The sequence below is a fragment of the Bacillus sp. z60-11 genome (assembly GCF_046464135.1).
Taxonomy (GTDB): Bacteria; Bacillota; Bacilli; order Bacillales; family Bacillaceae; genus Bacillus; species Bacillus sonorensis_A.
Genome location: NZ_JBIYSN010000001.1, coordinates 937,825 through 962,639 on the forward strand (window position 1 = coordinate 937,825; position 24,815 = coordinate 962,639).

Annotated in this window: 26 protein-coding genes, 1 other RNA gene and 2 pseudogenes; 23 read left to right on the forward strand and 6 right to left on the reverse strand. The window is 39.8% G+C overall.

Going from position 1 to position 24,815, the window contains the following annotated elements; translation table 11 throughout:
• Positions 1-116 precede the first annotated feature (116 nt).
• From ssrS to ACINLD_RS04920, 6 genes are all read left to right on the forward strand, one after another.
• Positions 117-300, forward strand: a non-coding RNA gene (ssrS, locus tag ACINLD_RS04895) — 6S RNA.
• Positions 301-449: 149 nt separating this feature from the next.
• A complete protein-coding gene (locus ACINLD_RS04900) occupies positions 450-869 on the forward strand; it encodes an HIT domain-containing protein (RefSeq protein ID WP_026587113.1) in 420 nt (139 codons plus the stop codon).
• Between the two features lie 249 nt (positions 870-1,118).
• Entirely contained in the window at positions 1,119-1,553 is a 435-nt protein-coding gene (locus ACINLD_RS04905) for an SMI1/KNR4 family protein (protein ID WP_142246154.1), read from the forward strand.
• Positions 1,554-2,060: 507 nt separating this feature from the next.
• Positions 2,061-3,965 (forward strand): T7SS effector LXG polymorphic toxin, encoded by a 1,905-nt coding sequence (locus ACINLD_RS04910; protein ID WP_077736784.1) that lies wholly within the window; start codon positions 2,061-2,063, stop codon positions 3,963-3,965.
• 14 nt (positions 3,966-3,979) lie between these two features.
• Positions 3,980-4,399, forward strand: a complete 420-nt coding sequence (locus ACINLD_RS04915; protein WP_077736783.1) for an SMI1/KNR4 family protein — start codon at positions 3,980-3,982, stop codon at positions 4,397-4,399.
• Between the two features lie 424 nt (positions 4,400-4,823).
• Entirely contained in the window at positions 4,824-5,063 is a 240-nt protein-coding gene (locus ACINLD_RS04920) for a hypothetical protein (protein ID WP_077736782.1), read from the forward strand.
• A 572-nt stretch (positions 5,064-5,635) separates the two neighbouring features.
• Here ACINLD_RS04920 and ACINLD_RS04925 read toward each other — a convergent pair.
• Positions 5,636-6,583 (reverse strand): urea transporter, encoded by a 948-nt coding sequence (locus tag ACINLD_RS04925; RefSeq protein WP_051290369.1) that lies wholly within the window; start codon positions 6,581-6,583, stop codon positions 5,636-5,638.
• A gap of 371 nt (positions 6,584-6,954) precedes the next feature.
• Here ACINLD_RS04925 and ACINLD_RS04930 point away from each other — a divergent pair, with 371 nt between their 5' ends.
• The 15 genes and pseudogenes from ACINLD_RS04930 to ACINLD_RS05000 form a co-directional block, all read left to right on the forward strand.
• Complete coding sequence (locus ACINLD_RS04930; RefSeq protein ID WP_026587126.1) at positions 6,955-7,257, forward strand: urease subunit gamma; 303 nt, start codon at positions 6,955-6,957, stop codon at positions 7,255-7,257.
• A gap of 21 nt (positions 7,258-7,278) precedes the next feature.
• Complete coding sequence (gene ureB / locus ACINLD_RS04935) at positions 7,279-7,605, forward strand: urease subunit beta (protein ID WP_026587127.1); 327 nt, start codon at positions 7,279-7,281, stop codon at positions 7,603-7,605.
• Positions 7,602-9,314, forward strand: a complete 1,713-nt coding sequence (gene ureC, locus ACINLD_RS04940) for an urease subunit alpha (protein WP_077736781.1) — start codon at positions 7,602-7,604, stop codon at positions 9,312-9,314. Before ureB ends, ureC begins: the two co-directional genes overlap by 4 nt.
• 10 nt (positions 9,315-9,324) lie before the next feature.
• Positions 9,325-9,780 (forward strand): urease accessory protein UreE, encoded by a 456-nt coding sequence (gene ureE, locus ACINLD_RS04945; RefSeq protein WP_026587129.1) that lies wholly within the window; start codon positions 9,325-9,327, stop codon positions 9,778-9,780.
• A complete protein-coding gene (locus tag ACINLD_RS04950) occupies positions 9,773-10,456 on the forward strand; it encodes an urease accessory protein UreF (protein WP_077736780.1) in 684 nt (227 codons plus the stop codon). Before ureE ends, ACINLD_RS04950 begins: the two co-directional genes overlap by 8 nt.
• A 21-nt stretch (positions 10,457-10,477) precedes the next feature.
• Positions 10,478-11,089 (forward strand): urease accessory protein UreG, encoded by a 612-nt coding sequence (gene ureG, locus ACINLD_RS04955; protein ID WP_026587131.1) that lies wholly within the window; start codon positions 10,478-10,480, stop codon positions 11,087-11,089.
• Position 11,090: 1 nt separating this feature from the next.
• Positions 11,091-11,915, forward strand: coding sequence for an urease accessory protein UreD (locus ACINLD_RS04960; protein WP_026587132.1), 825 nt, complete (start codon positions 11,091-11,093; stop codon positions 11,913-11,915).
• A gap of 57 nt (positions 11,916-11,972) precedes the next feature.
• Positions 11,973-12,659, forward strand: coding sequence for a sulfite exporter TauE/SafE family protein (locus tag ACINLD_RS04965; RefSeq protein ID WP_026587133.1), 687 nt, complete (start codon positions 11,973-11,975; stop codon positions 12,657-12,659).
• Positions 12,660-12,694: 35 nt separating this feature from the next.
• Positions 12,695-13,300 carry a PadR family transcriptional regulator gene (locus tag ACINLD_RS04970; protein WP_077736779.1) on the forward strand — a complete coding sequence of 202 codons (606 nt, stop codon included), beginning with the start codon at positions 12,695-12,697 and terminating at the stop codon, positions 13,298-13,300.
• Positions 13,301-14,100: 800 nt separating this feature from the next.
• Positions 14,101-15,066, forward strand: a complete 966-nt coding sequence (gene spoVK / locus ACINLD_RS04975; protein WP_035428089.1) for a stage V sporulation protein K — start codon at positions 14,101-14,103, stop codon at positions 15,064-15,066.
• A 103-nt stretch (positions 15,067-15,169) separates the two neighbouring features.
• Positions 15,170-16,432 carry a GTPase HflX gene (gene hflX, locus ACINLD_RS04980; protein WP_077736778.1) on the forward strand — a complete coding sequence of 421 codons (1,263 nt, stop codon included), beginning with the start codon at positions 15,170-15,172 and terminating at the stop codon, positions 16,430-16,432.
• A gap of 18 nt (positions 16,433-16,450) precedes the next feature.
• Positions 16,451-17,716 carry an aminotransferase class I/II-fold pyridoxal phosphate-dependent enzyme gene (locus ACINLD_RS04985; RefSeq protein WP_026587137.1) on the forward strand — a complete coding sequence of 422 codons (1,266 nt, stop codon included), beginning with the start codon at positions 16,451-16,453 and terminating at the stop codon, positions 17,714-17,716.
• A 101-nt stretch (positions 17,717-17,817) separates the two neighbouring features.
• Entirely contained in the window at positions 17,818-18,225 is a 408-nt protein-coding gene (locus ACINLD_RS04990; RefSeq protein ID WP_026587138.1) for a MerR family transcriptional regulator, read from the forward strand.
• A gap of 56 nt (positions 18,226-18,281) precedes the next feature.
• A complete protein-coding gene (glnA, locus tag ACINLD_RS04995; RefSeq protein WP_026587139.1) occupies positions 18,282-19,616 on the forward strand; it encodes a type I glutamate--ammonia ligase in 1,335 nt (444 codons plus the stop codon).
• A gap of 226 nt (positions 19,617-19,842) precedes the next feature.
• Positions 19,843-20,539, forward strand: a pseudogene (locus tag ACINLD_RS05000) (peptidoglycan-binding protein); the annotation flags it as partial.
• Positions 20,540-20,576: 37 nt separating this feature from the next.
• Here the strand turns inward: ACINLD_RS05000 and ACINLD_RS05005 are convergent.
• Positions 20,577-20,858: a hypothetical protein gene (locus ACINLD_RS05005; protein ID WP_277692805.1), complete on the reverse strand. Its 282-nt coding sequence runs from the start codon at positions 20,856-20,858 to the stop codon at positions 20,577-20,579.
• A 51-nt stretch (positions 20,859-20,909) separates the two neighbouring features.
• Positions 20,910-21,146, reverse strand: a pseudogene (locus ACINLD_RS05010) (T7SS effector LXG polymorphic toxin); the annotation flags it as partial.
• A 391-nt stretch (positions 21,147-21,537) separates the two neighbouring features.
• Between ACINLD_RS05010 and ACINLD_RS05015 the strand changes: the two are divergent.
• Entirely contained in the window at positions 21,538-22,083 is a 546-nt protein-coding gene (locus ACINLD_RS05015; protein ID WP_277692806.1) for a hypothetical protein, read from the forward strand.
• Positions 22,084-22,454: 371 nt separating this feature from the next.
• On the opposite strand, the gene ACINLD_RS05020 is transcribed toward ACINLD_RS05015, so the two are convergent.
• Both ACINLD_RS05020 and ACINLD_RS05025 read right to left on the reverse strand, forming a co-directional pair.
• On the reverse strand, positions 22,455-22,823 hold the full coding sequence (locus ACINLD_RS05020) for a YolD-like family protein (RefSeq protein WP_277692807.1): 369 nt from the start codon (positions 22,821-22,823) through the stop codon (positions 22,455-22,457).
• Between the two features lie 101 nt (positions 22,824-22,924).
• Positions 22,925-23,515: a hypothetical protein gene (locus ACINLD_RS05025; protein WP_277692808.1), complete on the reverse strand. Its 591-nt coding sequence runs from the start codon at positions 23,513-23,515 to the stop codon at positions 22,925-22,927.
• Between the two features lie 461 nt (positions 23,516-23,976).
• On the opposite strand from ACINLD_RS05025, the gene ACINLD_RS05030 reads away from it, so the two are divergent.
• Positions 23,977-24,138, forward strand: coding sequence for a helix-turn-helix domain-containing protein (locus tag ACINLD_RS05030; protein WP_077736748.1), 162 nt, complete (start codon positions 23,977-23,979; stop codon positions 24,136-24,138).
• Between the two features lie 9 nt (positions 24,139-24,147).
• Here ACINLD_RS05030 and ACINLD_RS05035 read toward each other — a convergent pair whose 3' ends face one another.
• Complete coding sequence (locus ACINLD_RS05035) at positions 24,148-24,780, reverse strand: immunity protein (RefSeq protein WP_077736747.1); 633 nt, start codon at positions 24,778-24,780, stop codon at positions 24,148-24,150.
• Between the last annotated feature and the right edge of the window lie 35 nt (positions 24,781-24,815).

A 24,815-nucleotide genomic window follows, 5' to 3' on the forward strand; every position in this document is an offset into this window, starting at 1 on the left:
TTGTAAGAAAGGGTTGTGCGATCATCACCAACTAACAGAATTTTGTCAATATTCGGCTTATTATTGACCTTCGGCAATCAATGGTTGCTTTTTTGTTTTATCTATACTATAATCTAAATACGCTGCATTGTACGTAATGATAATTAAGTTTTAACCTTTAAGCTGTAATAGGGAGTTTTATATCGAACCTGGAATGTCAAGCCTTCTGAGAAAGGACGGCAGGAAAGTTTCTGCAGACACCCACTTTGAGGAGTGTGGTTTAAAACTTTCTTACTTGCATACGGCAATTGCAGCACCTAAGTCATTTTATTTAAAATGGCTTTTTTATTTTGCACCCAAATAGTTGACGATAATAATTTTATGTAAACTATCATTATTTTTAATATTCGAACATTCCATTTAAAGTGTATAATGATAACTAAATCAAACTTGTAGGTGTGAAGCGGAACATGTGCACATGTATATTTTGCGATATCGCGAAACAGAACGTTCATTGCTATGAAGTGTATAAAAATGAACATATCACATCATTTCTCGATCTTAATCCTATCACAAATGGTCATACACTGATCATTCCCAATCAACATATTGAAAGGCTGGATGAATTGGACGATCCCATCCTGGCAAGCGCATTCATGAACGCCTTAATCAAAATTCCTCAAATTTTAATTCAGTCAGGAATTTGTGAAGATTACACGATCCTTTCTGATAATGGAGAGCACGCTCAGCAAGATATAAAGCACGTTCATTTTCATGTGATCCCCAGACATTTACATGAAAAGCCTGTTTTTCGATTAGAAACGAATTGCCATGCAGCGAAAAGAAGCAGCTTATTTTCGGTCTGGCAAAAAATCGTCATGTCCAGGTGAATGGGGAGAGTTGAAAAATCAAATGAAACCTTAATGATCAGTTGGTAGTTACCAATGTCTTAATAAAAAGATGGTGTCCATTTAAAATTTCGCTGTTGTATGTTTCTGTGTAGTGAACTTTAGTGAGATCCTTACAAAGGAGGAGCTTTTATGGAAGAAGGAAAGTTAGTACACATGACTCTAAATGGTATCAAGAAAGCAGTTTCTAAATATGGTACATTCCCTATGTTCCATCATGGGGGGTATGTCATGGAAGATGCTGCTTTTTATTTTGAAGATCCAGCAAGTCCTCAAGCAATTAGCGACTTAGAAAAGAAGTTAGGTGTTACTTTCCCTAATGATTATAAAGAGTTTTTGTTGCAACACAATGGGATGAAAATGTTTGATGGTGTTGAAATACTTAACATAGAAGGAATCATTGAATATAACGAAGTTCAAGATTTCCCCGAGGGATACGTCCTAATTGGATATCATTTTGACGGAAGATATGTCATAGACACAAACAAATCAAGAAACGGATTAGGTTATATGTTATATCTAGATTCAATTGATGCTATAGAAGATGCGGTTAACTTAGATTCTAATTTTGAGATATGGTTTGATATGTTAGTGTCTTCTAACGGGACGAAATATTGGGAAGTGAGTCCGAATATCCAGGAGTATTATAAACTGGTTTCAGAATAAGAAGCCCACGATGGATTTACTTCTTCCTATGAAAATTCACATCGATTGGAATTAAATTACTTGTCTGATTACCTCCGCCATACTCCCTAGGTAGTTGATGATGAACATCAAATTTTGCCCAAGTTTTTTCCATATTTTTTATTGTACCAATCCCTATACGCTTGGCGTTCTTTAGTTCCCCATTTTACTCTTTTGGCACCCATTTAATAAACGCATTAAGTGGGCTAATATATTTAATCCTGATTGCTTATCTGTGTAGTCGGAGGGGAAGAACATACCCTTCATATTGTTAGGTATAATCCTTAAGTCCAAGTTAACGTTCTAATAGTTGGCTTTTTCCACTGTCTACTTAGAAGGGGGAATATCAATCTGGCTGTCTTTTTTGATTAGGTTTATTGTCATGATCTATTCGATTCATTTTCATGGACAGACAGGATTTATTCACCAATTCTTTTCCGTTTAGTGGTAAACTTTCTATTGACCATGACTTAGGAAGGGTTTGGATTCATGAAAGTATATGAAGCAAAATCACTAAAATCCGCCATGGAAGCACGATCACATGAATACAAGAAAGCCAGAGAACAGTTTGTCAATCTGCAAAGGGCTTTTATGGGGATGGCTGACTTAGGCGATGAGTTTCAGGGAAGAGGCGCTGACAATATCAAGTCCTTTTATAAAGAACATGCCAGAAATGTTGATGAATGGCTTGGTATGTTTGACATGCAAATCGCTTTTCTGGACAGCATTGCCGGAGCGTTAGAAGAAGCAGATCTGGCGGGCAACACATTCGTTGACACTTCCTTTCTGGAAAACGAATTAGAGATTGCTTATAGAAAATCAAATGAAATGGTTGCCGAACAAAAGCAAGCGATTAAAGCTATCTTAGAAGACATAAAAGACATCGTTCCGTTAGGAGTCTTTTCAACATTCGACTTTAAAGAACATATCTCTAATTCAAAAGTAATTAAAGACAACACAGTTGACAAAATTCATGAAACCGATTGGAAATTAAAAAACGAATATGAGAAATCGGAATTGAATCAAGACTACATCGATAAAAGAATCAAAGCTTTACTAGACGCTACAGGAAAAGGAAAAAACGCACAACCGATCAACTTCAATGCAAAAGCATATTACGACACAAAAGTATTCAAGTATAAAGATGAAATACATAAGAAAACAGAGGAATACCTTACAATTAAAAAAGAAGAAGCTGAAAAACGCAGGATTGAAGAGTTAAAAGAAAAGCTTGCCAAAGTATCTGATCCTGATGAATATCTTGAAATGGCCAAAGAGATTGGGTATGACAATCTAGACTCAGAGCAGAAACAATATGTTCAGGCACTGCAGAAGATGAAGCGTGATGAGTTCTTTGATCCAATTGGATTTCTTGGGGGAGTAAAAGATAATCTAGTCGATGCGGGCATTGGGTTGTGGGACGCTGCAACCCACCCGAAGGAAACACTGGAGGGCATCGGCCATGTGATCATTCACCCCGTAGATACCTTTAACATCATAAAAAAGGATATTGAAGAATCCTTCGAGCGGGATGTGATCAATGGTGATGCCTACAGCAGAAGCCATTGGTTCGGCTATGCCCTTACAACGGTGGGAACATCGCTAGTAGGCTCAAAAGGTGCAGACAAATTAAGCAAAGTCTCGAAAGCCGGAAAAATCGGAAAAGCTGGAGCTAAAGTAAAGGCAGTTACAAAGAAAGCCACAAGCAAAACGATGAAGGTTTCAAAGGAAGCTTTAGAAAAAAGCGTAGCGTCTTTCAAACAATCGATGCAAAGGGTCGCTTCAAAAATAAAAGGGATTCAAATACACAACCCTTTTGAGCCGCAAGTTGAATTTGCGGGCATAGGGAAAGTTCCATATAATGTACTCAATGGTGAGAAGATAAAAGAAAAGTTTATTCAGTTTGCAAAGAAAGTTTCGGATGGCATAAGTGGAAGCAGAAAAAAATCAACAAAGCTAGTTGGTAAGGAAATTAAACTTGATTGGCTAGGAGATAATTATAAGGCAGTTGAAATTGAAGGTACTGTTAAAGTAGGCGGAAAAGAAAGAGACATTTCAAGACGTGTATACCAGAAAGTAGACATTGACTGGAACTACACACCTAAAAACCCGAAAGCAAAGGGACTTTCAAATAAAGAACTTGTTGCAAAAGGAAGAGCTCCATACGCAGTTGATAAGAATGGAATAGAATCTCAAATCGAGCTTCACCACATTATTCAAAAAGAAGCGGGCGATATGGTTGAAATCATAGCCACTACACACGATGAGTACAAAAAGATTTTACATGGATTGATAAAAAATGGAGACAGTTTTAGAAATGATAAAATTTTAGACAAACAATTCAATAACTTTAGAAGAAAATATTGGAGTTGGAGATCGGAAAATTTAGATTGAGGTGAGAATTGAAAATGAATGTTAAAATTGCAAAGATGATAAATGAATATATAGAAAAAGGTGATTTTTTCGGAGCAGTATCCGAAGAAGATATTTCCAGGGCTGAAGAAAAACTAGGGTGCAAATTTCCAAGGCAATATAAAGAGTTTGTTAAAGCATATGGCTCAGGTGGAATATGTGGAGTTGAAGTTTTAGGAGTAGAGGGAAATGGGTATTCTTCAGTAGTTGATGCTACTGAGAGATTTAGAAATTTTGGTTTGCCTGATAAATACTTAGTTGTTGAAAATGTGGACGAATTTGTTTATTGCCTCAATACTGAAGAAAATCACTGTGTAATAAGGTGGGACGATATAAGCAAAAAGGAGATTGAAAGATATTCTAGTTTTGATGAGTATTTACAAGACAGTTTTCAAGAAGCAATAGATAACTGGTAAGGAAAAGTAACCTGGAACGGAGAAATCAAGATTTAAAACTCCACCTTTAAAAAGGGTGGGGTTTTTGTTTTAGAAGGGAAACAATTGATTGTGAACTCCCTTTTTAAATTATTCCTCTCCTAATTTCCATTTTACATCGCTTCAGCCTGTTTAGTTCTCTGTATTAAATACAGCTTAAAAGAAGAAGGATCTCAGGGATAGAAATCAAAAGGCGCATATTTCAAAAAGCTAAAAAGAGGTTTTGTACTTGTTTGAAATCATCATATTTTGAATATAGGAGTATGTTGTAATCAACTTGAAGAACTTCACAAAGCAGAAAATCATTTTCAAATGGCTGCTGAACTTTATAAATATGAAAAGAACAGCTTTTTGCCAAAAGCCCTCTTTAATATTTCGCACGTTAAAGCGAAGCAAGAGAAATGGATTGAAGCAGAAGATCGGTACTTCGAGGGTAAGGAGTGGACTTAAAAAGTTTGAGGACCAAGAATTCCTTACAAAGCAGAAAATGATTTACGGGTTGTACTTATCATTTGACCTTGACGCAGTTCGAGAAACCTTTGAGTTCTTCAGTGAAAAAGGTATGTATGCAGACATAAAAGAGTATGGAGTCATCGTGGACAAACTTCTACAAGGAAAAGAAATGCTACATGATTCACTTGTGTGATTACAGTCAATTCCCAATATTCATAATAGAAGGTCCTTGCTTTACTCAATCATACGAAACGTAGATCAGCCAATTTCTCACTTTATTTTCTTTCATTTAAGCTCCTCTCGATGGTTTATTTCCACCATTGCCAAACTAAACTGCAGCAGGTTACGAGGTAACTCATACATCTACATTTCAGCGATCCTCAGAATATTCAATGCGTTAATATGGATTTATCATTACTCCAATCAGTGCTGTAACAGAATCACGAAAATAAAATATGAATTTCTTTTTATGCAACAATTAAAAAAGCCCAGACTTTTGTGAAGTGCCCACTGGGTTCAGGCATTTCTCTGCTTCCCTATAGTGATAAAGGGAGATTGTCAACTTTTTGTATGAAAGATACATATTCATGAACAATAATTTATCCCTAAACTCTTACTATAGTGAAACATCTTGATTTCTTCCAGAACTTTTTGCGTAACTTCTTGTCGCGATTCTTTGATTCTGTCTATATACAAATGATTCATTTTCGTCGCTAAGTTAATTGCAGAAAAAATTGATTGATCTTACATTATCAATTGGCAATGCTACAAGTTTGGCAGAACCTTTCTTGCACCCAGAAACAGCCAGGAGCAAAGAACAAACGGCATTGTTAGGGCAGGGAGTCCATATGGCAAAAGATACGTGCTGAGGCCTGCTGTGATAGGCACTGTCAGACAAGCTGAAATGATCCCTGATAAAAATGCAAACCGGTTATGTTCACTTTTAAAAACAGAAGATACGGCCAGAATAGTTAAAATTGCGTTATACCCGTAAAGACCCAATGTGATGAGAGAATGCTCCCCTCCTAAAAGGAATGCAATGATGATAGCAACTGCATTTCCGATAACTGTATATAGTCCTAGTTTTCTTCCTGCCCAACATACGGCGAGGAATACTAAAATCCCAGATACTGTGTTACTAAGAAAAAATACTTGTCCAATTCCATGAAAGACCCCGTCTATTAAATTGACTTCACCTGCTGTCTTTAGTTCCCAGTGTGTTAAATCCTGAGGTACCAGGGCAGAACTTAATCTAATCCCTTTTAATTTGTATGAAGCTAATAATATAAACCATGTCAGGATAACAAAGGGGAATGTAAGAATTGGAACTTCGGTTCTTTTCGTAAAATGCATCATGGCGGCTGTGAAGATGGCTGCTGCGGCTGCCCCAATTAAAGCGATAAGCCACATGTAAGGGCCAGTTAAGAATGATGCCAATGCCATTCCAGTTAACACAGAATTATATCCTAACAAACCCTGATTTATATTCTTTTCATCTGCCGCCCCCAATTTCCCTGCTAAGGTGCCGATAATAGCGGACAACAGAGCAATTATGCCTAAATAATAAGAAGAAACAGTGATGGCTATCAGAATTAGAAAGCCGGTCATTACATTCTCAATCAGGATGACTTGAGAGATGCCTTTGAGAGAAGCTGTTATTAAAGGGAAAAACACCCCCTCGCTTAATAAATGATGCTTGTTTTTTTGCATCATGTATCATCTCCTTCTTTTCAACTTAAATATCTACAGTATATCATATGTAAATTTTTAAATATATAAATTGACATATATGTAATAAATGATATACTCATTTCAAATGGAAGCGGGGAATCAAGTATATTTTCAGTTTGAATAACAGGTGGCCAATCTTATCCTGTATTTGTGAAGGTAAATCCAATGGTTTCCAGCATGGTTTTTTGGCAGTTGTCTCTTTGCACAACAGGCAGGAAACACTTGATTTTTAGGCGCTGTCAGGTCGGAATGTTCATGAATTGGCTCCCCCTATAAGAAAAAAGGAGAGAATAATCCCCGTTTGTTCATTTTGATTTAACAGACTTTTTTTGCCGAAAAAGGGAGGTTTCATGATGCAACTATTACCGCGTGAGGTAGACAAACTTATGATTGTTGTTGCTGCAGATCTTGCGAAGCGACGTAAAGAACGAGGATTGAAATTGAACCACCCGGAAGCAGTAGCGCTTATAACGTATGAAGTGTTGGAGGGAGCACGGGATGGAAAAACAGTTGCGGAGCTGATGGAATATGGAACAACCATTTTGTCGAGGGAAGATGTAATGGAAGGTATTCCGGAAATGATTGAAGATATCCAGGTAGAAGCTACATTTCCAGACGGCACAAAGCTTGTAACAGTACATAGTCCGATTAAATAAAATGGATAGGGGGCTGTTCAAATGCAACCGGGACAACTATTTTTGAAAGAAAAAGATATCATTTGTAATGTCGGAAGAACGGCGTCTAAATTGACTGTAACGAATACAGGTGACCGCCCAGTTCAAGTAGGTTCACATTTTCATTTTTATGAAGTGAATGAAGCGCTTCAATTCAAACGAGAAGAAGCGTTTGGGAAGCGACTCAACATTCCGGCAGGAGCAGCTGTGCGTTTTGAGCCCGGTGATGAAAAAGAAGTGGAATTAGTGCCTTACGCCGGCGAACGTCGGGTATATGGATTTAATAATAAAGTGGACGGACCATTAGAAAAAGAGGGGAACCAATCATGAGTTTCAAGATGCCAAGAAAGCAATACGCTGAAATGTACGGTCCGACGACAGGGGATTCTATTCGTCTGGCAGATACAGATTTGCTCATTCAAATTGAGAAAGACTATACAACATATGGCGATGAAGTTGTATTCGGCGGCGGTAAAGTTATTCGTGATGGAATGGGACAACACCCTCTAGCTACACGTGGGGAGGGAATAGCAGATGTTGTCATGACGAATGCTGTTATCTTAGATTACACTGGTATTTATAAAGCAGACATTGGAATTCGTGATGGCAAAATTGCTGGAATCGGAAAAGCGGGTAATCCGCTAATCATGGACAATGTGGATATTGTGATTGGCGCCGGTACAGAAATTATTGCTGCTGAAGGTATGATCGTCACTCCAGGTGGAATTGATGCTCACGTTCATTTTATAAATCCGGAGCAAATCAGAACAGCATTAGCTTCAGGTCTTACCACCTTAATTGGAGGAGGAACAGGACCTGCTGCAGGATCAAAGGCTACTACAGTTACACCGGGTGAGTGGCATATGCACCGCATGCTTGAAGCAGCAGAAGGCATGCCGGTTAATGTCGGGTTTACAGGAAAAGGACAAGCTGCTTCAGAAGAACCGCTTGGAGAGCAAATACGCGCTGGTGCCATCGGACTGAAAGTTCATGAGGACTGGGGCGCTACAGCTTCAGCTATCGACCATGCCCTAAGTGTGGCTGACAAATATGATGTACAGGTTGCCCTTCATGCGGATACATTAAATGAAGGCGGATTTATGGAAAATACAATGGCAGCTATTAAAAATCGCGTCATTCACATGTATCATACAGAGGGTGCAGGGGGAGGACATGCCCCTGATTTAATTAAATCGGCCAGCTTTAACAATGTTCTGCCGTCATCTACGAACCCGACACTCCCTTATACAGTCAATACAGTAGACGAGCATTTAGATATGTTAATGGTCTGTCACCACTTGAATCCATCTATTCCAGAAGATTTGGCGTTTGCTGACTCACGTATCAGACGTGAAACGATTGCGGCTGAGGATATTCTCCAGGATATGGGTGTATTCAGTATGACTAGTTCGGATGCCCAAGCGATGGGACGGATTGGAGAAGTCATTTTACGTACTTGGCAAGTAGCCGATAAGATGAAAAAACAAAGAGGAACAATCGCGGGCGACAGCGAGCTTTCGGATAACAACCGCGTGAAACGTTATATTGCCAAATATACCATTAATCCTGCCATTACTCATGGTATTTCCGAATATGTCGGTTCAATCGAGATAGGGAAAATGGCCGATCTCGTTGTTTGGAAGCCAGCATTTTTCGGTGTGAAGCCTGAAATGGTGATGAAAAGCGGCTTTGTTGCCGAGAGCTTAATGGGAGATGCTAACGCCTCTATCCCGACACCGCAGCCGGTTATTTACCGTCCGATGTATGGGCAATTTGGCAGCGCGCTGTCCAGCACTTCCATTACGTTTATTTCTCAGGCAGCTTTCGATGACAAAGTGCATGAGAAGCTTGGATTGCAAAAAATCATTCTTCCGGTTCGGGGCATTCGCAATTTAACGAAAAAAGATATGAAGCTGAATTGCGAAACTCCTGAAATAACGGTCGATCCACAAACATATGAAGTAAAAGTAAATGGCCAATTCATTACATGTGACCCTGTTGATGAGGTGCCAATGGGTCAACGATATTTCCTATTCTGAGGTGAGAGTCATGATAATTGAACAAATCGTAACAAATATTGAAAACATGGAAAAGGAGGAAATTGAAAAACGCCATATTGAAAAAGTGTACCTCGAAAGTGCTAATTTAGTAAAACGAATCCAACGGGTGAAAACAGATCATGGCAATGAAATTGGAATACGTTTAAAAGAACCGCGTGACCTTGTCGCTGGTGATGTTTTGTATATGAATGATAAAAATATGATCGTTATCGATGTACTATCCGATGATTTATTAGTCATCAAACCGCGCACCTTGAATGAAATGGGAACAATCGCTCATCAATTAGGAAACCGCCACCTGCCGGCCCAGTTTGAAGAGGACGAAATGCTTGTTCAATATGATTATCTTGTAGAAGAATTACTTCAAGACCTGCAGATTCCTTATAAACGTGAAGACCGAAAAGTAAAACAGGCCTTTCGCCATATCGGCCATAGCCATGAATAATATTCTATCTTTACTCCAACTATGCGATTCAAATTTTCCTATAGGGGCTTTCAGTCATTCGTATGGTCTTGAGACCTATATCCAAGAAGATAAAGTCCATGATCAGGCAACGTTCGTACAATGGCTTCATACGTATGTAAACGAGCAGCTCATCTATTCAGATGGGATTGCTTCTCGCCTTGTATATGAAGCGTTAGAGAAGGAAGATTTACAAACAGTATGGAAATTAGATCGTATGTTGACTGTTCAAAATTTGCCGCGTGAAACAAGAGAAGGAACCCAAAGGATGGGTGAACGGATGTTAAATCTTATTGAATCCCTATATGATATACCAATTCTTTTAACATATCGGGAGCGTATAGATCAAAAGCAATCGTTTGGACATCCTTCCATTGTATTTACGATTGTAGGTCATCATCTTGGTGTCCCTTCATCAACGACTACTTTGTACTATTTGTATTCTGCAGTTTCAAATCTTGTGCAAAATGCGGTACGGGCTGTCCCTCTGGGGCAAGTGGCAGGTCAAAAGACAATTCAAGAATTTCAGACTGTCTTAATCGAAGCAACAGAAAAAATTGAAAATTTAAATGAAGAGGAATTTGGGATTGTTTCCCCCGGTTTAGAATTATCTCAGATGATGCACGAACGTGTAAATATTCGTATTTTCATGTCTTAATAAAAAAAGGAAGTGTTCGTTATGAATCCAGTTAAGATCGGTGTAGGAGGACCTGTAGGAGCAGGGAAAACAATGTTAGTCGAAAAATTAACCCGACATTTACAAGCTGAAATGAGTATGGCAGTTGTGACAAACGACATTTATACAAAAGAAGATGCCAAGTTTTTAATGAACAACGGGGTGCTTCCCGCAGATCGCATTATAGGTGTGGAAACAGGCGGCTGCCCTCATACGGCAATTCGCGAAGACGCTTCAATGAACTTTGCGGCCATTGATGAGCTGGTCAAGAAGAATCCAGACGTTGAACTCATTTTCGTTGAAAGCGGCGGGGATAATCTGGCAGCTACCTTCAGCCCTGAACTTGTTGACTTTTCAATCTATATTATTGATGTTGCCCAAGGGGAGAAAATACCGCGTAAAGGCGGGCAAGGAATGATTAAATCCGATTTATTTATCATCAATAAAACAGATTTGGCGCCTTTCGTTGGTGCAAACCTGGATGTTATGGCATCTGATACGAAGGTTTTCCGCGGAGACAAGCCATTCGCTTTTACAAATTTAAAAACGAATGAAGGTCTTGATCAAGTCATTGACTGGATTAAGAAAAATGCACTGTTAAAAGGACTGGAGTAAGATGGGGGACTGGACAGGCGTTTTGCGTTTGGGCGCTGAAGAAAAAAATGGAAAGACCATTGCGAAAAATGTGTATTTTCAGGGGGCGTATAAAGTCATGCGTCCTATTTATCATGATGAATCAGGACAAGCCTGTTATTACATTTTAAATCCTGGCGGCGGTTATCTAGACGGTGATCGCTATCAAATGAAGATTTCACTGGAGAAACAAGCAAGATTAACATTAACAACCCAATCGGCAACTAAAATATATAAGACACCTCATACACATGCATATCAGGAAACCGAATTTAACCTGAGGGAAGGCAGTTATCTGGAGTACATTCCCGATCCGCTTATCGGCTATCAAGATGCACGGTATAAACAAAAAAATGTGGTGTATATTGAAAAAGGATGTACACTCCTTTATTCAGATATTGTGACTCCTGGATGGTCTCCCAGCGGAGAAAAATTCACCTATGATATGCTTCAATTCATTAATGAAATCTATTTGGAAAATGAGCTGGCAGTCTATGACCATATCAAACTATGCCCGGCTAAACAAAATATCGATCGTCTCGGTTTAATGGAAGGCTATTCTCATTTAGGTTCCATGATTGTGATCAACGAAAAGGTAGATCACGACCTTCTTGATCGGTTATATCAGGCCGTTGATACTCAGACAAAAGCATACAAAATAGGCTTATCTTTATTGCCTATCCCCGGGTTTTCCGTACGGGTATTAGCAAATCAAACACAGGTCATCGAAAGTCTATTTTCCGAAATTCATTATATCCTCAACCAAGAATGGTTTAACAAAACCCCGAGTTTTTTAAGAAAATATTAACGGTTAAAAAAACAGCAACACATTCAAGAATTCAAGATAAAAAGGAGCTGCATTTTTATGGAAGGTACATTATTTTCAGTTTTAATGTTGGCTTTAATTTTTGGAATCAAGCATGCAATTGAACCTGACCATGTTATTGCGGTATCGACAATTGCAAGTCAAAGTAAAAAGTTATGGCAAGCTTCTTTAGCAGGCATATTTTGGGGGATAGGTCATACGGCAACATTATTTATAGTTGGAATCATTGTTATTGTAATGAAGGGTCAAATATCAGAAGAGTGGTCGATGTCCTTAGAATTTTTAGTAGGAATTATGCTTGTTTATTTAGGGGTTAAAACGATTCTTTCTTTCAAGAATAACCATGTACATACGCATCAACATCTCCACTCCCATCAAAGCGGCGGTGACCATAAGCACCGCCATAAAAAGGTCACATACTTAAGATCGACATTCATCGGTTTAGTTCATGGTCTTGCAGGAAGTGGAGCTATGGTCTTATTAACGATGAGTACTGTAAAGAATGTGGAGGAAGCAGCCCTATATATTCTTATATTCGGTGCAGGAACAGTTATTGGTATGCTTTTTTTTACAACAATCATTGGAATTCCTTTTGTGCTGAGTAAGAAGCGGGGAGCAATCAGTGGAACACTAGGGATGACGACAGGTGTAATAAGTGCTGTTTTTGGTGTATACTACATGTATAACTTGGGTATTAATGAGGGTTTATTTAACCTTTGGATTTAAAAATAGTATAAAGTAACCGCCATTTAAAGATTGAGGTGAATGATATAACTACTTTAGGATATGCCATTCTGAGTGTTCTCGGCAGAAAACCTTGTTCCGGATATGAGTTAGTTCAGTACCTGGAGGCAGTGTGGCCAGCAAAACATAGTCAAATATATCCTATGCTAAATAAAATGGAGCAAGAGGAACTTCTTGAATATGAGCATGTAGAACAAATAGGGAAACCTGATAAAAAAATATATTCAATTACAGAAAAAGGGAAAGAAGCGTTGGAAGGTTGGATCGCCGTATCTCCTTCAGATCCCATAAATAGGGACGAATTTCTGATTAAAGTATATTCGATTTGGTTGTTGGAAGAGGAAGATTCTCTAAAATTGATTCAGGATCGAATCGGAAATTTAGAAAAAACAATGGATACCCAATTAAAAAAAATGGCGGAGCTGGAAAAAAGCAAGGAAGCAGAAAGCATGTCAAAAAACTTTGGCCGTTATATCTTGATTGATCGCAAATTCAGACTGGCCAAAGAGGAAAAAACATGGTGTCAAAAGGTTTTAAATCTAATAAAAGATAAGAAATTCAATTTTCCCTTTCTGTGTTATGTCAGTGTAGAAGGAATAAAGGGAGCGTCTATACTTATCTAGACAGAAAAACGAATGTCACGTACATAAGATAAGGAGCCACAAATATAACACAGGGAGAAAACCGCATATTAGCACTATGCGTTCAAAAACGAAACATGTCATTATTGTTAAACAAACGAGGGAACTGCCCCATAAGATAAGACAAATAAAAAACACCTTCAAGTTTGAAATCGGATAGGCTTGGGGGTGTTTTTTCTATGGGATCAAGAGTGGGTTATCCGTAGAAAACAGAAGGCTGTAAAAATGAGATTAGCAAGCATGCCTATGAAAGAGATCGTGCACGAATTGAAAATCAAGAATAAGACGCAGATTCAGACAAAGGTCAGCCTGTTGGAAAACAATACACGATGAAAGCAAATTTAAAAAGCTGTTCGTGCTAATGAAACAAACCAATGATTATTTGAGAAAACAAAAGTGAATTTCTTTTTATTCAAATCAAAAAGCACAGATTTTGTGAAGATCCCGCTGTGAAACAGGGGAGAGCTGAGCAGCGGCCGCAGCACATCTTCAGACTGACTGTTCCATTCCCCTAAGGACCTCATCAATCATCATTTTCTTCTGATTTACCATGTCACCCCCGTTAAGCAATTACCGAAAAGGCAAACAGAAATAAAAAATTGGTTTGTCCGCACAGCTTACCTGAATACAATAAGAAATAAAGTATTTCTCGGGAAAGCGCAGGTTTCAACAAGACCTGACCCGTTCTTGTCAAAAAGCATCGGATTGTGCAGTCATTTGGGCGTCTGTCACGGCTTAAGCGCGCCATGAATAGGATATAAAGAGAGAATGGTGAGGTGAGTGTGTTGGAAAGGGCTGTTACTTATAAAAACAACGGACAAATCAATATCATACTGAACGGTCAAAAGCAGGTTTTGGCCAATTCAGAGGCTGAAGCCGAATATCAGGCGGCACTGCAAAAAAATGAAGCCAAGCACAGCATTCTGAAGGAAATTGAAAGGGAAATGAACACGCTGGTCGGAATGGAGGAAATGAAGCGCAATATCAAAGAAATCTACGCCTGGATTTTCGTCAATAAAAAGCGCGAAGAACAAGGCCTTAAGGCCGGAAAACAGGCGCTTCACATGATGTTCAAAGGAAATCCGGGAACCGGAAAAACGACCGTCGCCAGGCTGATCGGCAGGCTTTTTTACGAAATGAATGTTCTCTCAAAAGGCCATCTGATCGAGGCGGAGCGCGCCGATCTCGTCGGTGAGTACATCGGCCATACGGCGCAAAAAACGAGGGATTTAATCAAAAAAGCGATGGGCGGAATCCTGTTCATCGATGAAGCCTATTCCCTTGCCAGAGGCGGAGAAAAAGACTTCGGCAAGGAGGCAATCGATACATTAGTCAAACATATGGAGGATAAGCGCAATGAATTTATTTTAATCCTCGCCGGCTATTCACGGGAAATGGATCATTTTCTTTCGTTAAATCCCGGCCTGCAGTCCAGATTTCCGATCAGCATCGATTTTCCCGACTACTCCGTTAGCCAGCTGATGGATATTGCGAAACGGATGATGGCGGAAAGGGAATACCAGTTCAGCCCTGAAGCCGAATGGAAGCTGAAAGACCATTTGATGGCCGTCAAAAGCACGGTCAGCCCGGCCAAGTTCAGCAACGGCCGCTACGTCCGCAACTTAATCGAAAAATCGATTCGTTCGCAGGCGATGAGACTCTTGATGGGAGACTGCTACTTGAAGAATGATTTGATGACCATCAAAAGCCAGGATCTTGATGTGAAAGAAGACGCGCCACACGTATGATGGGGCGTCTTTTTTTATTTTCAAGGATTTCTGGCAAGTGCTCCCTCCGTTTGTTATGATAGTACTGCTTGCCTGACTATTGTTTAGAAAGGAACATGATCATTTGAATAAACAGGAAGTCATAAAAGAAAAAGTGATATTGGTTGGATGCCAGCTGCCGCATGTAACCGACGAGCGTTTTTCATATTCGATGGAAGAGCTCGCCGCTTTGACGAAAACCGCTGACGGAACGGTTGTTTCCACTGTGACACAGAAGCGGAACCGTGCGGACAGCGCTACATATATCGGAAAAGGAAAAGTAGATGAACTGGCGGTGCTTTGCGAAGAGTTAACGCCTGATGTGCTGATTTTCAACGACGAGCTATCGCCGAGTCAGCTGAAAGCGCTTGTTACTTATCTTGACGTGAAAATCATTGACCGGACGCAATTGATCCTCGACATTTTCGCGAAACGGGCGCGGACGCGGGAAGGGAAGCTGCAAGTCGAGCTGGCCCAGCTGCAATATGCACTCCCGCGCTTAAGCGGACAAGGGATTAACCTGTCGAGACAAGGAGGCGGAATCGGAACGAGAGGCCCCGGGGAAACAAAGCTTGAAAGCGACCGGCGCCACATTAGAAACCGGATACATGAAATCAATGTACAGCTTTCGGCCGTTATTCGCCATCGAAACAGATACAGAGAAAGAAGAAAGAAAAACGGCGTCTTGCAAATTGCCCTTGTCGGCTATACGAATGCGGGAAAATCCACATGGTTCAACCGCCTGACAGACGCGGACAGCTATGAAGAAAATCTTCTGTTTGCCACGCTTGATCCGATGACCCGCAAAATGACGCTGCCGAGCGGCTACAGTGTGCTGTTATCCGATACGGTCGGATTTATCCAGGATCTGCCGACGACTTTAATTGCGGCATTCAGATCGACTTTGGAGGAAGTGAAGGAGGCTGATTTGATCCTGCACATGATCGATTCCTCACATGAAGATTATGCGGGGCACGAAGCCACTGTCAAGCGCCTTCTCGAAGAGCTGGAGGCCGATGATATTCCCGTGTTGACAGTCTACAACAAACGGGATCAAAAGAGGGCCGATTTCATCCCATCAGCAGGAAGGGAGCATATCATGACAAGCGCCAAAATAGACGGAGACCTGCTTTTATTTAAGCAGGCAGTCGAAGAATATATCAAACACGAGCTGCTTGTACCATTCGAGGTGGAAATTCCCGCTTCAGATGGAAGGCTTTTATCAAGAGTCAAATCCGAAGCCATGACGAAAAGCAGTGTGTTTAATGAAGATCGGGAAGCATATGAGGTGAAAGGGTACATCATGCCCGAACAGAACATATTGGGAGAACTGAAGAAGTTTATGTAGGAAAGGATACTTGTAAGAATGTTTGAGACATTAAAGCATGGAGATTTATTAAAAAAAACGGCATTTGAAACAGAACACGACATCCGAGACATTCATAGAAAAATTGATGAAGTCAGTGAACGAAATGAATGGAAGGTGCTTGAAAGCTACCGCAAGCATAAAGTTTCAGACACTCATTTCACACCTTCGACAGGGTATGGCTATGATGATATCGGCCGGGATACGCTTGAGGCGATTTACGCAGATGTCTTCGGCGGTGAAGCCGGTCTAGTCAGGCCGCAGATCATCTCGGGAACACACGCGATTTCAATCTCATTATTCGGCGTTCTCCGGCCGGGTGACGAACTTCTCTATATCACAGGGAAACCGTACGATACACTTGAAGAAATCATCGGTGTCAGAGGTGAAGAAAACGCAGGTTCTTTAAAGGATTTTAACATTCACTACAGCGATGTCGCCTTGACTGAAGAAGGAACAGTTGATTTCGAACGGGTTGCGTCTTCCATCACTCCGCGGACAAAGGTGGTCGGCATCCAGCGTTCCAAAGGGTATGCCAACCGTCCTTCTTTTACAATAGATGAGATTGAAAACATGATTCGGTTTGTTAAGGAAATCAATGAAAACATCATCGTTTTCGTAGACAACTGCTACGGAGAGTTTGTTGAAGAACGCGAGCCCTGCCATGTCGGCGCCGACCTGATGGCTGGATCACTCATTAAAAATCCTGGCGGCGGACTGGCGAAAACTGGAGGCTATATCGTCGGAAAAGAAGAATGGGTGAAAGCTTGCTCCTACCGGATGACATCACCGGGCATCGGCAGGGAAGCAGGCGCATCCCTTTATTCCCTTCAGGAGATGTATCAAGGTTTCTTCCTGGCGCCGCATGTCGTAGCACAGGCATTAAAAGGGGCTGTTTTCACGGCGCGGTTTCTAGAGAAGCTGGGCTTTCGTCCGAACCCTTCATGGGACAGCAGACGCACCGATTTGATTCAGTCTGTCGAGTTCTCCGGCTCCGAGCAGATGATCGCTTTTTGCCAGGCGATCCAGTACGCTTCTCCGGTCAATTCCCATGTGACGCCTTACCCAAGCTATATGCCGGGCTATGAAGACGACGTCATTATGGCTGCCGGTACATTCGTCCAAGGGGCGAGCATTGAATTATCAGCTGATGGCCCTATAAGACCGCCTTATGTAGCTTATGTACAAGGCGGATTAACCTATGCCCATGTGAAAAATGCGATCATCAGCGCGGCCGATGCATTGATGGAACGGCAATTAATTTAGAAAAAGAAATTAAAAAATGATGTAAAGAATCCTCACATCATGTTGACACATTTTATAACATAACATATAATAAATTTATATAAGAAAAGGAGGAAATTGAGATGAGTGATAAAATTCGCCGCTCAATGCCCTTATTTCCAATAGGAATCGTCATGCAGCTGACCGAATTGTCAGCAAGGCAAATTCGCTATTATGAGGAAAATGGACTGGTATTTCCTGCGAGAAGCGAGGGGAACAGACGGCTGTTTTCGTTCCATGATGTCGATAAGCTGCTTGAGATTAAAGACTTGATTGAACAAGGTGTAAACATGGCGGGAATTAAACAAATTTTCGCGAAGTCAGAACAAGAACAAAAAGAAGAGAAACAAGACAAACCGAAAAAGGCCGAGAAACACAACCTGTCAGATGAAGAGCTGAGAAAGCTGCTGAAAAACGAGCTCATTCAAGCAGGCCGTTTCCAAAGAGGGACAACATTCCGCCAGGGAGACATGTCCAGGTTTTTTCATTAATTGGTTAGCAACTGCATTGCTATATACATTTACCTTTTAGAGGAGGAGTTTTACGAATGGCAAAGTATACAAGAGACGACATTGTTAAACTAGTAAACGAGGAGAATGTCAAATACATCCGCCTTCAGTTTACAGACATTCTTGGAACGATTAAAAACGTTGAAATTCCTGTGAGCCAGCTGGAAAAAGCACTTGATAATAAAGTCATGTTTGACGGCTCTTCAATCGAAGGCTTCGTCCGCATTGAAGAATCAGATATGTACCTATACCCTGACTTAGATACATTTGTCATTTTCCCATGGACAGCCGAAAAAGGTAAAGTAGCCCGTTTCATCTGCGACATCTACAATCCGGACGGCACACCGTTCGAAGGTGACCCGCGCAACAACTTGAAACGCATCTTGAAAGAAATGGAAGACATGGGCTTCTCTGATTTCAATCTTGGACCTGAACCGGAATTCTTCCTGTTCAAGCTTGACGAAAAAGGCGAGCCGACGCTTGAGCTGAACGACAAAGGCGGATACTTTGACCTTGCGCCGACCGATCTTGGCGAAAACTGCCGCCGCGACATCGTTCTTGAACTTGAAGAAATGGGCTTTGAAATCGAAGCGTCTCACCACGAAGTTGCACCTGGACAGCACGAAATCGATTTTAAATACGCCGGAGCGATCCGCGCTTGTGACGACATTCAAACGTTTAAACTCGTTGTCAAAACAATCGCGCGTAAACACGGCCTGCACGCAACATTTATGCCAAAACCATTATTCGGTGTGAACGGATCAGGGATGCACTGCAATCTATCACTCTTCAAAAACGGCGCCAACGCGTTCTTTGACCAAGACGCCGATCTTCAATTGAGTGAAACAGCGAAACAATTTATCGCAGGCATCGTGAAACACGCTACAAGCTTTACTGCCGTGACGAACCCGACGGTCAACTCTTACAAACGTCTTGTTCCAGGCTATGAAGCACCTTGCTATGTCGCATGGAGCGCGCAAAACAGAAGCCCGCTTATCCGCATCCCGGCTTCCCGCGGCATCAGCACGCGTGTAGAAGTAAGAAGCGTTGATCCTTCTGCAAACCCGTACCTTGCACTCAGCGTACTGCTAGCAGCAGGCCTTGACGGCATCAAAAACAAACTGGACGCGCCGGCTCCGATCGACCGCAACATCTATGTGATGACGAAAGAAGAGCGCCTCGAAAACGGAATCGTCGACCTTCCGGCAACTCTTTCAGACGCCTTGGAAGAATTCAAATCAAACGAAGTCATGGTCAAAGCCCTCGGCGACCACCTTTTCGAACACTTCGTCGAAGCAAAAGAAATCGAATGGGATATGTTCCGCACACAAGTTCATCCTTGGGAGCGCGAGCAGTATATGTCTCAGTATTAATTTTGAAACCCCTTGGCACCGTTGGTGTCAGGGGGTTTTTGAATTTTGGTCAAAAGAATGTAAGGGGTCTTCTTTTTGGTCTTTGGCCAAAATATGACCAAAAAAATATGAAGTTATTAATCTAACTCCATAATCGCTGAGACATAATCCTCGTAATCTTTGATTCTGTTTTGAAGAACGAGCTTATCGTCATTTTGACGTGTTCTTTCCCTCATGCAGATCATTAACCGATCTGTGCAAACGATATGGTCTTTCAATTGACAAAATCGTTCGCCATTACGATGCATCAAACAAAAATTGCCCAGCACCTTGGGGCAGTGATGCAAGTCAGCTGGCGGCATTTCGCAAAATAGTCGACAGCCTGCTCGGAAATAAAACTGTATCTAAAACGACTGCACCCACAAGCAAGCCGAGCAAATCCACTGGAACGATCTTGAAAAAAGGATCATCAGGCTCCAAAGTCAAGGCCTTACAAAAGCGTTTGATTGCTGCAGGTTTTTCGCTGCCGAAGTATGGGGCTGATGGTTCTTACGGTAATGAAACTGTGCAAGCTGTAAAATCCCTTCAAAAGAAGGCGGGAATCAGTAGATTGCATTTACGGACCAGCAACAGAAAAAGCACTGTCTGCCATTGAAAAGAAAAAGTCATCTTCAAGCGGAAAAAAATCATCTTACAAGCTGCCGTCCGGCATCTATAAAGTGAAAAGCCCGATGATGAAAGGAACAGCTGTCCGGCAGATTCAGGAGGCGCTGTCTGCTCTTTATTATTACCCTGACAAGGGTGCCAAGAATAACGGCATTGACGGCTATTACGGCCCGAAAACGGCAAACGCGGTCAAACGGTTCCAGCTGATGCACGGGCTGTCTGCTGATGGCATTTACGGGCCGAAGACAAAGGCAAAACTTGAAGCACTATTGAAGTAAGTAAAAAATCCCCCCTAAAAGGGGGGATAGATCCTTATTAATCTCTGTTTAGAACTTTAATTAGCGTATCAACCATTTGCTTTATTTGCTTTTGATTTAGATTTCTCATTCCATGTTCTCTTATAAAATTATTGGCTGCATTCCATTGCTCATTATTTTTTATCTCATGAAGTTCATAAAGGAACATCTTTATATTATTATCACTTTCATCCTTTCTGTAATCCTCTGCTAAATCTCTAATATCAGAGAAATCCATACTAGGATTAAAATAACATTCCAAAAAATATTTGAATTTTTCTAATGTGAATTCTTTGCTCAAACCTTCTCACCTGACTTTACAACAGGAAAACCTGTCACAATTATATCCATTCTCCATTGAACTATCTTTTTTAAGAATAAAGGATTCATAGAACTTCAAGAATGGGGTATGACATTCCTCATAAAAAGAACGAATCGCGTCACCGCCTTTTCCTTTTAAAGCATCGTCAAGAGACGTGATTCCATCCATGCTTTTTTTGACGTTGGCGATTTCTTCTGATTGCCTTTTTAATTGTTCGAGCGTTTGGTCAATTGCATTGTGCAACGCCTGAACATCTAAGGTCTTCATGGCATTCTCCTCTAATACTAATGGTTACAATCAGTATAGAGTTTACCACTTTCCTTTGAATGAGTCTTAAGGAAAAAATACAGGAATACTCCTTTTATCTCATTCACTGAATTTTTAAATAATGTTATAGTGTGAAGGTATTCATATAATATACAAGTTAGTAAAAAAAAGCTTAAATTTCATAGTTATCATTGAACTTACAATAAATATAATATATGCTAATTTATGTAAAAGTTAAGCGGGTATTGGGGGGAGCTTTCCTTTTCCCGCATTCTTTAGCTAGCAGTCAGGAGGGGATCTGGTATTGTAACATTAACTCCAAAATCAAATGCTGGAAATTGATTAAAAAATCTTGTCTTAGCAAAAAATTCACTTTAAAGGAGATTGCAAAATGAAAAATGTGTACAAAAAGATATTGATTTCTTTCTTAGCTTTTCTTTTAATTTTTTCAGTAGTTGGATCACCGGTTTCGAGCGCAAAATCAAATTCAAATGACCAAGAGATAGAATCGTTGGCTGAAGATTTAGAATTTCTAATGGAAGAAGCTAGTATCTATGATTCAAACAACAAATTAGTGGGATTTAATTTTGATAAATTGACAGAAAGGTTTGGTGAAATTGAAGAATTACAGATACTTGAAAAAGAAATAAAAGAAGGCACTTGTGAACCTAAGGAAACTAGTGAATTTCAAGTACTAGCTGCCAAGGGTACTTGGGGAGACTGTATGATAGATGCATTAAAGGATCACTTTGGTGTTGCGTTAATAGAAGTTGCTTTAACTGGAGGTTTATGGACTTATTTAGAACAAAAAGCTTATAAAGAGGCCGCTAAACTTTTGTTAAAAATCGGAATAGGAGGGAATGTTATTGGTCTGGTAGCGTTTCTTACTTGGTATTCTGCTAAATGTTTAGAAGGACGGGGGCCTTGGGCCAAATAATAATAAAAAAGTAATTCCTAATTGTTAATTAAAAAACTGATTATCAATTACTGCATCTGTGAATAAACGTCTGAATTAAGGAGTATTTTGTATGACCAACAAATTAAAGTTGTACTTCCTTGGATATTTTATTTTTTTTCCGTTAACTTTTATGTTAATTTATTTTATCTGGATGTATCTGATTAAAACTAAATATTTATGGGATGTTCTTTCAAACTGTACATCTATTATTGGATTGTACTATATATTTACCAGTATAATTTTTGTTTTTCTTTTGAAAAAAGAAGTAAAAGAGAGTGATTAAAAGAGATTGAAACAACCCAAAAGGCTGCCAAGGAAAATCTGGCAGTCTAACCTTCCTTTTTAAAAGACTATTTAATTTCTACACCGACGACATCCTCAAATTTAATGAGATTGGTGTCTCCTTTTGAATCCACAACATGGAACAGCTTGCGAAGTTGATTTATGTAATGGATATGGCCCTCTATTTGAACGATCTCCCCGGTTTCGGGTCCGTTAAGCATTGGCAGCGGCTTAAATACAGAAAACTGAACTGGATGATTAAACTCCATTGCTTCACTTATGGCCATTTCCATATCCTCGATCTGAGACATGTCAAGAACCGGCCTTTTTACTTTGTCCTGGTTGCTTTCTAACTCGCGAAGCAGGCTGACATGCTCGGGCAGCATCATGGCCGTCCATTTGATTGATCCCCGATCTTTCAAGTTGTCATCTTTCATGGTGTTCATCTCCTTGAGATGATTATAAGGGAACGTTTGTTCTGTTCTCAACAAGAAAAATAACCCATCCAAAGTAAAGCCCTCTTTAAAAAGAAGGCTTTTTATTTTGGTGGGCGAATTTCAATCAAAATAGAATTTTTATTAAGCTGGATTTTAAGTGTAAGTTTACAAATTTTATTGGAGGTTGTGTAATTTGGATTAGCCTCCTTGAGAGCAGCCTCTAAAGTCTCTTCTTCAAAATTTAAAGTATCCAGTAATCTATACACTGCGAGAGTTCCCGTACTTGACCAATTCATAACTTTGTCTTTATCAACAGTGGTGTATACGCGAAGGTCAATACCTGCAAGCTCTTTATCTTTATTATGTATGCTTGATAAGATATAACCTTTATGCTTTTCATCATTATCAGCTTCTTTGGCTAAAATGTGAACATAGCTCCCACCATCAATCTTGAAAAAGTCCTCATCTTTTTGAAGGTGGGAAGGGATTTTTTCCTTACCGTCATAGATACCATTATCAATGTATTTATTATATTCATCAATAAATTCATCTAGGGTAAAATTGAATGTGCTCTTTGTTTCAGCAACTTCTGTCTTTTCTTCAGCTGTAGCTGTCTGGTTGTCCGCTTTATTTTCTGGTGCACTGCTGCATCCTGCCAACACCAAAAATAAAACCAGTAATATCTTTTTCATAATGATCCCCCTCTTGTGTAAAACGAACATTTTCATTTTAAAACAAAAGAGGGGATTATCCAATGTGTTAACAGTTAAGTGAACACCCACAAATGCACCCACAAAACACCCACAATCAAAAAATATTTCTTGATATTTTATCCTACATAAAAAAATGAAACCCTTATATATCAACGTTCATGACCCAATATGATATATAAAGGTAATATAGGTTATAATCCGCACACAAGTCCACCCTTGGGAGCGCGAGCAGTATATGTCTCAGTATTAATGGGTAAATCATTGATTTAAAAGAGTATTAGTAAAATAAGATGGTGGTCAAAATGAATGGTAAGACCTTAATTGATAGGTTTGACCACTTTTTGACCACCAAATTTTATAAAAAAATTACCTCATGATTGAGTTGAAATAACTTTCATAACTGTCCACTGATTTGTTTTCAGATTCTCCGATACATAGAAATGTTTGATTTAAAAAAGGGCTTAGGGATATCATCATCAACCTTAGTTAAAATGTCTAAAAGGTCATTGGCAGTCATTCTGAAAATCTGCGAATACTTAGAGTGCAATATTGAAGAAGTAGTAGAGTTTGTTGAAGATGAAACTGCAGATGCAAATAAATAAGTAGTCCAATTAATGAGCGACTTGATTTGCTTTTCTTATGGCTAAGTCCATAACTCCTTGCCAATAATCAGCTTTCTTAAGAGCAGTTTTAATTATGTCACTGTCTTTCTTATAGCCAACAGGATTATAACCAGGAGAATCATGGATAGGTAGGAAATCAATATAGTGAACAGGGTTTTTAAAATCATCCACCGTTATTTTCATGGTAATTAACTTAATTATCGTAACCTGCTTTGAGCCAGAAGAAAGTCCGCCAATTATTGCTCCTACACCTCCTGCAAAAACCCCACCGATTGCTGCACCAGAAGTCTGCTTACCTCTAGAAGCTGTGGACACTATTTCATTGTGTTCATTTCGTTTGTAAATTTTAAAAATCTTCTTGGACTCGTTGAAAGAAATTTTTTTATTGTAATTAGTAAAAGAACCATCAGTTTTAAAGTCTGAATCGAATTCTTTAAGCATTTCAACATTATTTCTAATCTTTTTGGCTAATTGTTTATTTCGTATTCTATACGGCTCGGTTACCAAAAGTAATATTCCTAATACGGAGAGTATCACAGCAAAAACTTTCCACCCGTCCATAAAATAGAAGAAGACTGTCAATACTCCATATAAAATATAAAATAAAACCTTATTATTCACCAGTATGCCACAATTTTCTTTCTCAGGAATGTTTA

Bases quoted from the DNA above. Each gene is read 5' to 3' on its own strand.
- ACINLD_RS04900 (WP_026587113.1), top strand. From the start codon at position 450: ATGTGCACATGTATATTTTGCGATATCGCGAAACAGAACGTTCATTGC.
- ACINLD_RS04905 (WP_142246154.1), top strand. From the start codon at position 1,119: ATGGAAGATGCTGCTTTTTATTTTGAAGATCCAGCAAGTCCTCAAGCA.
- ACINLD_RS04910 (WP_077736784.1), top strand. From the start codon at position 2,061: ATGAAAGTATATGAAGCAAAATCACTAAAATCCGCCATGGAAGCACGA.
- ACINLD_RS04915 (WP_077736783.1), top strand. From the start codon at position 3,980: ATGAATGTTAAAATTGCAAAGATGATAAATGAATATATAGAAAAAGGT.
- ACINLD_RS04925 (WP_051290369.1), bottom strand. From the start codon at position 6,583: ATGATGCAAAAAAACAAGCATCATTTATTAAGCGAGGGGGTGTTTTTC.
- ACINLD_RS04930 (WP_026587126.1), top strand. From the start codon at position 6,955: ATGCAACTATTACCGCGTGAGGTAGACAAACTTATGATTGTTGTTGCT.
- ureB (WP_026587127.1), top strand. From the start codon at position 7,279: ATGCAACCGGGACAACTATTTTTGAAAGAAAAAGATATCATTTGTAAT.
- ureC (WP_077736781.1), top strand. From the start codon at position 7,602: ATGAGTTTCAAGATGCCAAGAAAGCAATACGCTGAAATGTACGGTCCG.
- ureE (WP_026587129.1), top strand. From the start codon at position 9,325: ATGATAATTGAACAAATCGTAACAAATATTGAAAACATGGAAAAGGAG.
- ACINLD_RS04950 (WP_077736780.1), top strand. From the start codon at position 9,773: ATGAATAATATTCTATCTTTACTCCAACTATGCGATTCAAATTTTCCT.
- ureG (WP_026587131.1), top strand. From the start codon at position 10,478: ATGAATCCAGTTAAGATCGGTGTAGGAGGACCTGTAGGAGCAGGGAAA.
- ACINLD_RS04960 (WP_026587132.1), top strand. From the start codon at position 11,091: ATGGGGGACTGGACAGGCGTTTTGCGTTTGGGCGCTGAAGAAAAAAAT.
- ACINLD_RS04965 (WP_026587133.1), top strand. From the start codon at position 11,973: ATGGAAGGTACATTATTTTCAGTTTTAATGTTGGCTTTAATTTTTGGA.
- ACINLD_RS04985 (WP_026587137.1), top strand. From the start codon at position 16,451: ATGTTTGAGACATTAAAGCATGGAGATTTATTAAAAAAAACGGCATTT.
- ACINLD_RS04990 (WP_026587138.1), top strand. From the start codon at position 17,818: ATGAGTGATAAAATTCGCCGCTCAATGCCCTTATTTCCAATAGGAATC.
- glnA (WP_026587139.1), top strand. From the start codon at position 18,282: ATGGCAAAGTATACAAGAGACGACATTGTTAAACTAGTAAACGAGGAG.
- ACINLD_RS05015 (WP_277692806.1), top strand. From the start codon at position 21,538: ATGAAAAATGTGTACAAAAAGATATTGATTTCTTTCTTAGCTTTTCTT.
- ACINLD_RS05020 (WP_277692807.1), bottom strand. From the start codon at position 22,823: ATGAAAGATGACAACTTGAAAGATCGGGGATCAATCAAATGGACGGCC.
- ACINLD_RS05025 (WP_277692808.1), bottom strand. From the start codon at position 23,515: ATGAAAAAGATATTACTGGTTTTATTTTTGGTGTTGGCAGGATGCAGC.
- ACINLD_RS05030 (WP_077736748.1), top strand. From the start codon at position 23,977: ATGTTTGATTTAAAAAAGGGCTTAGGGATATCATCATCAACCTTAGTT.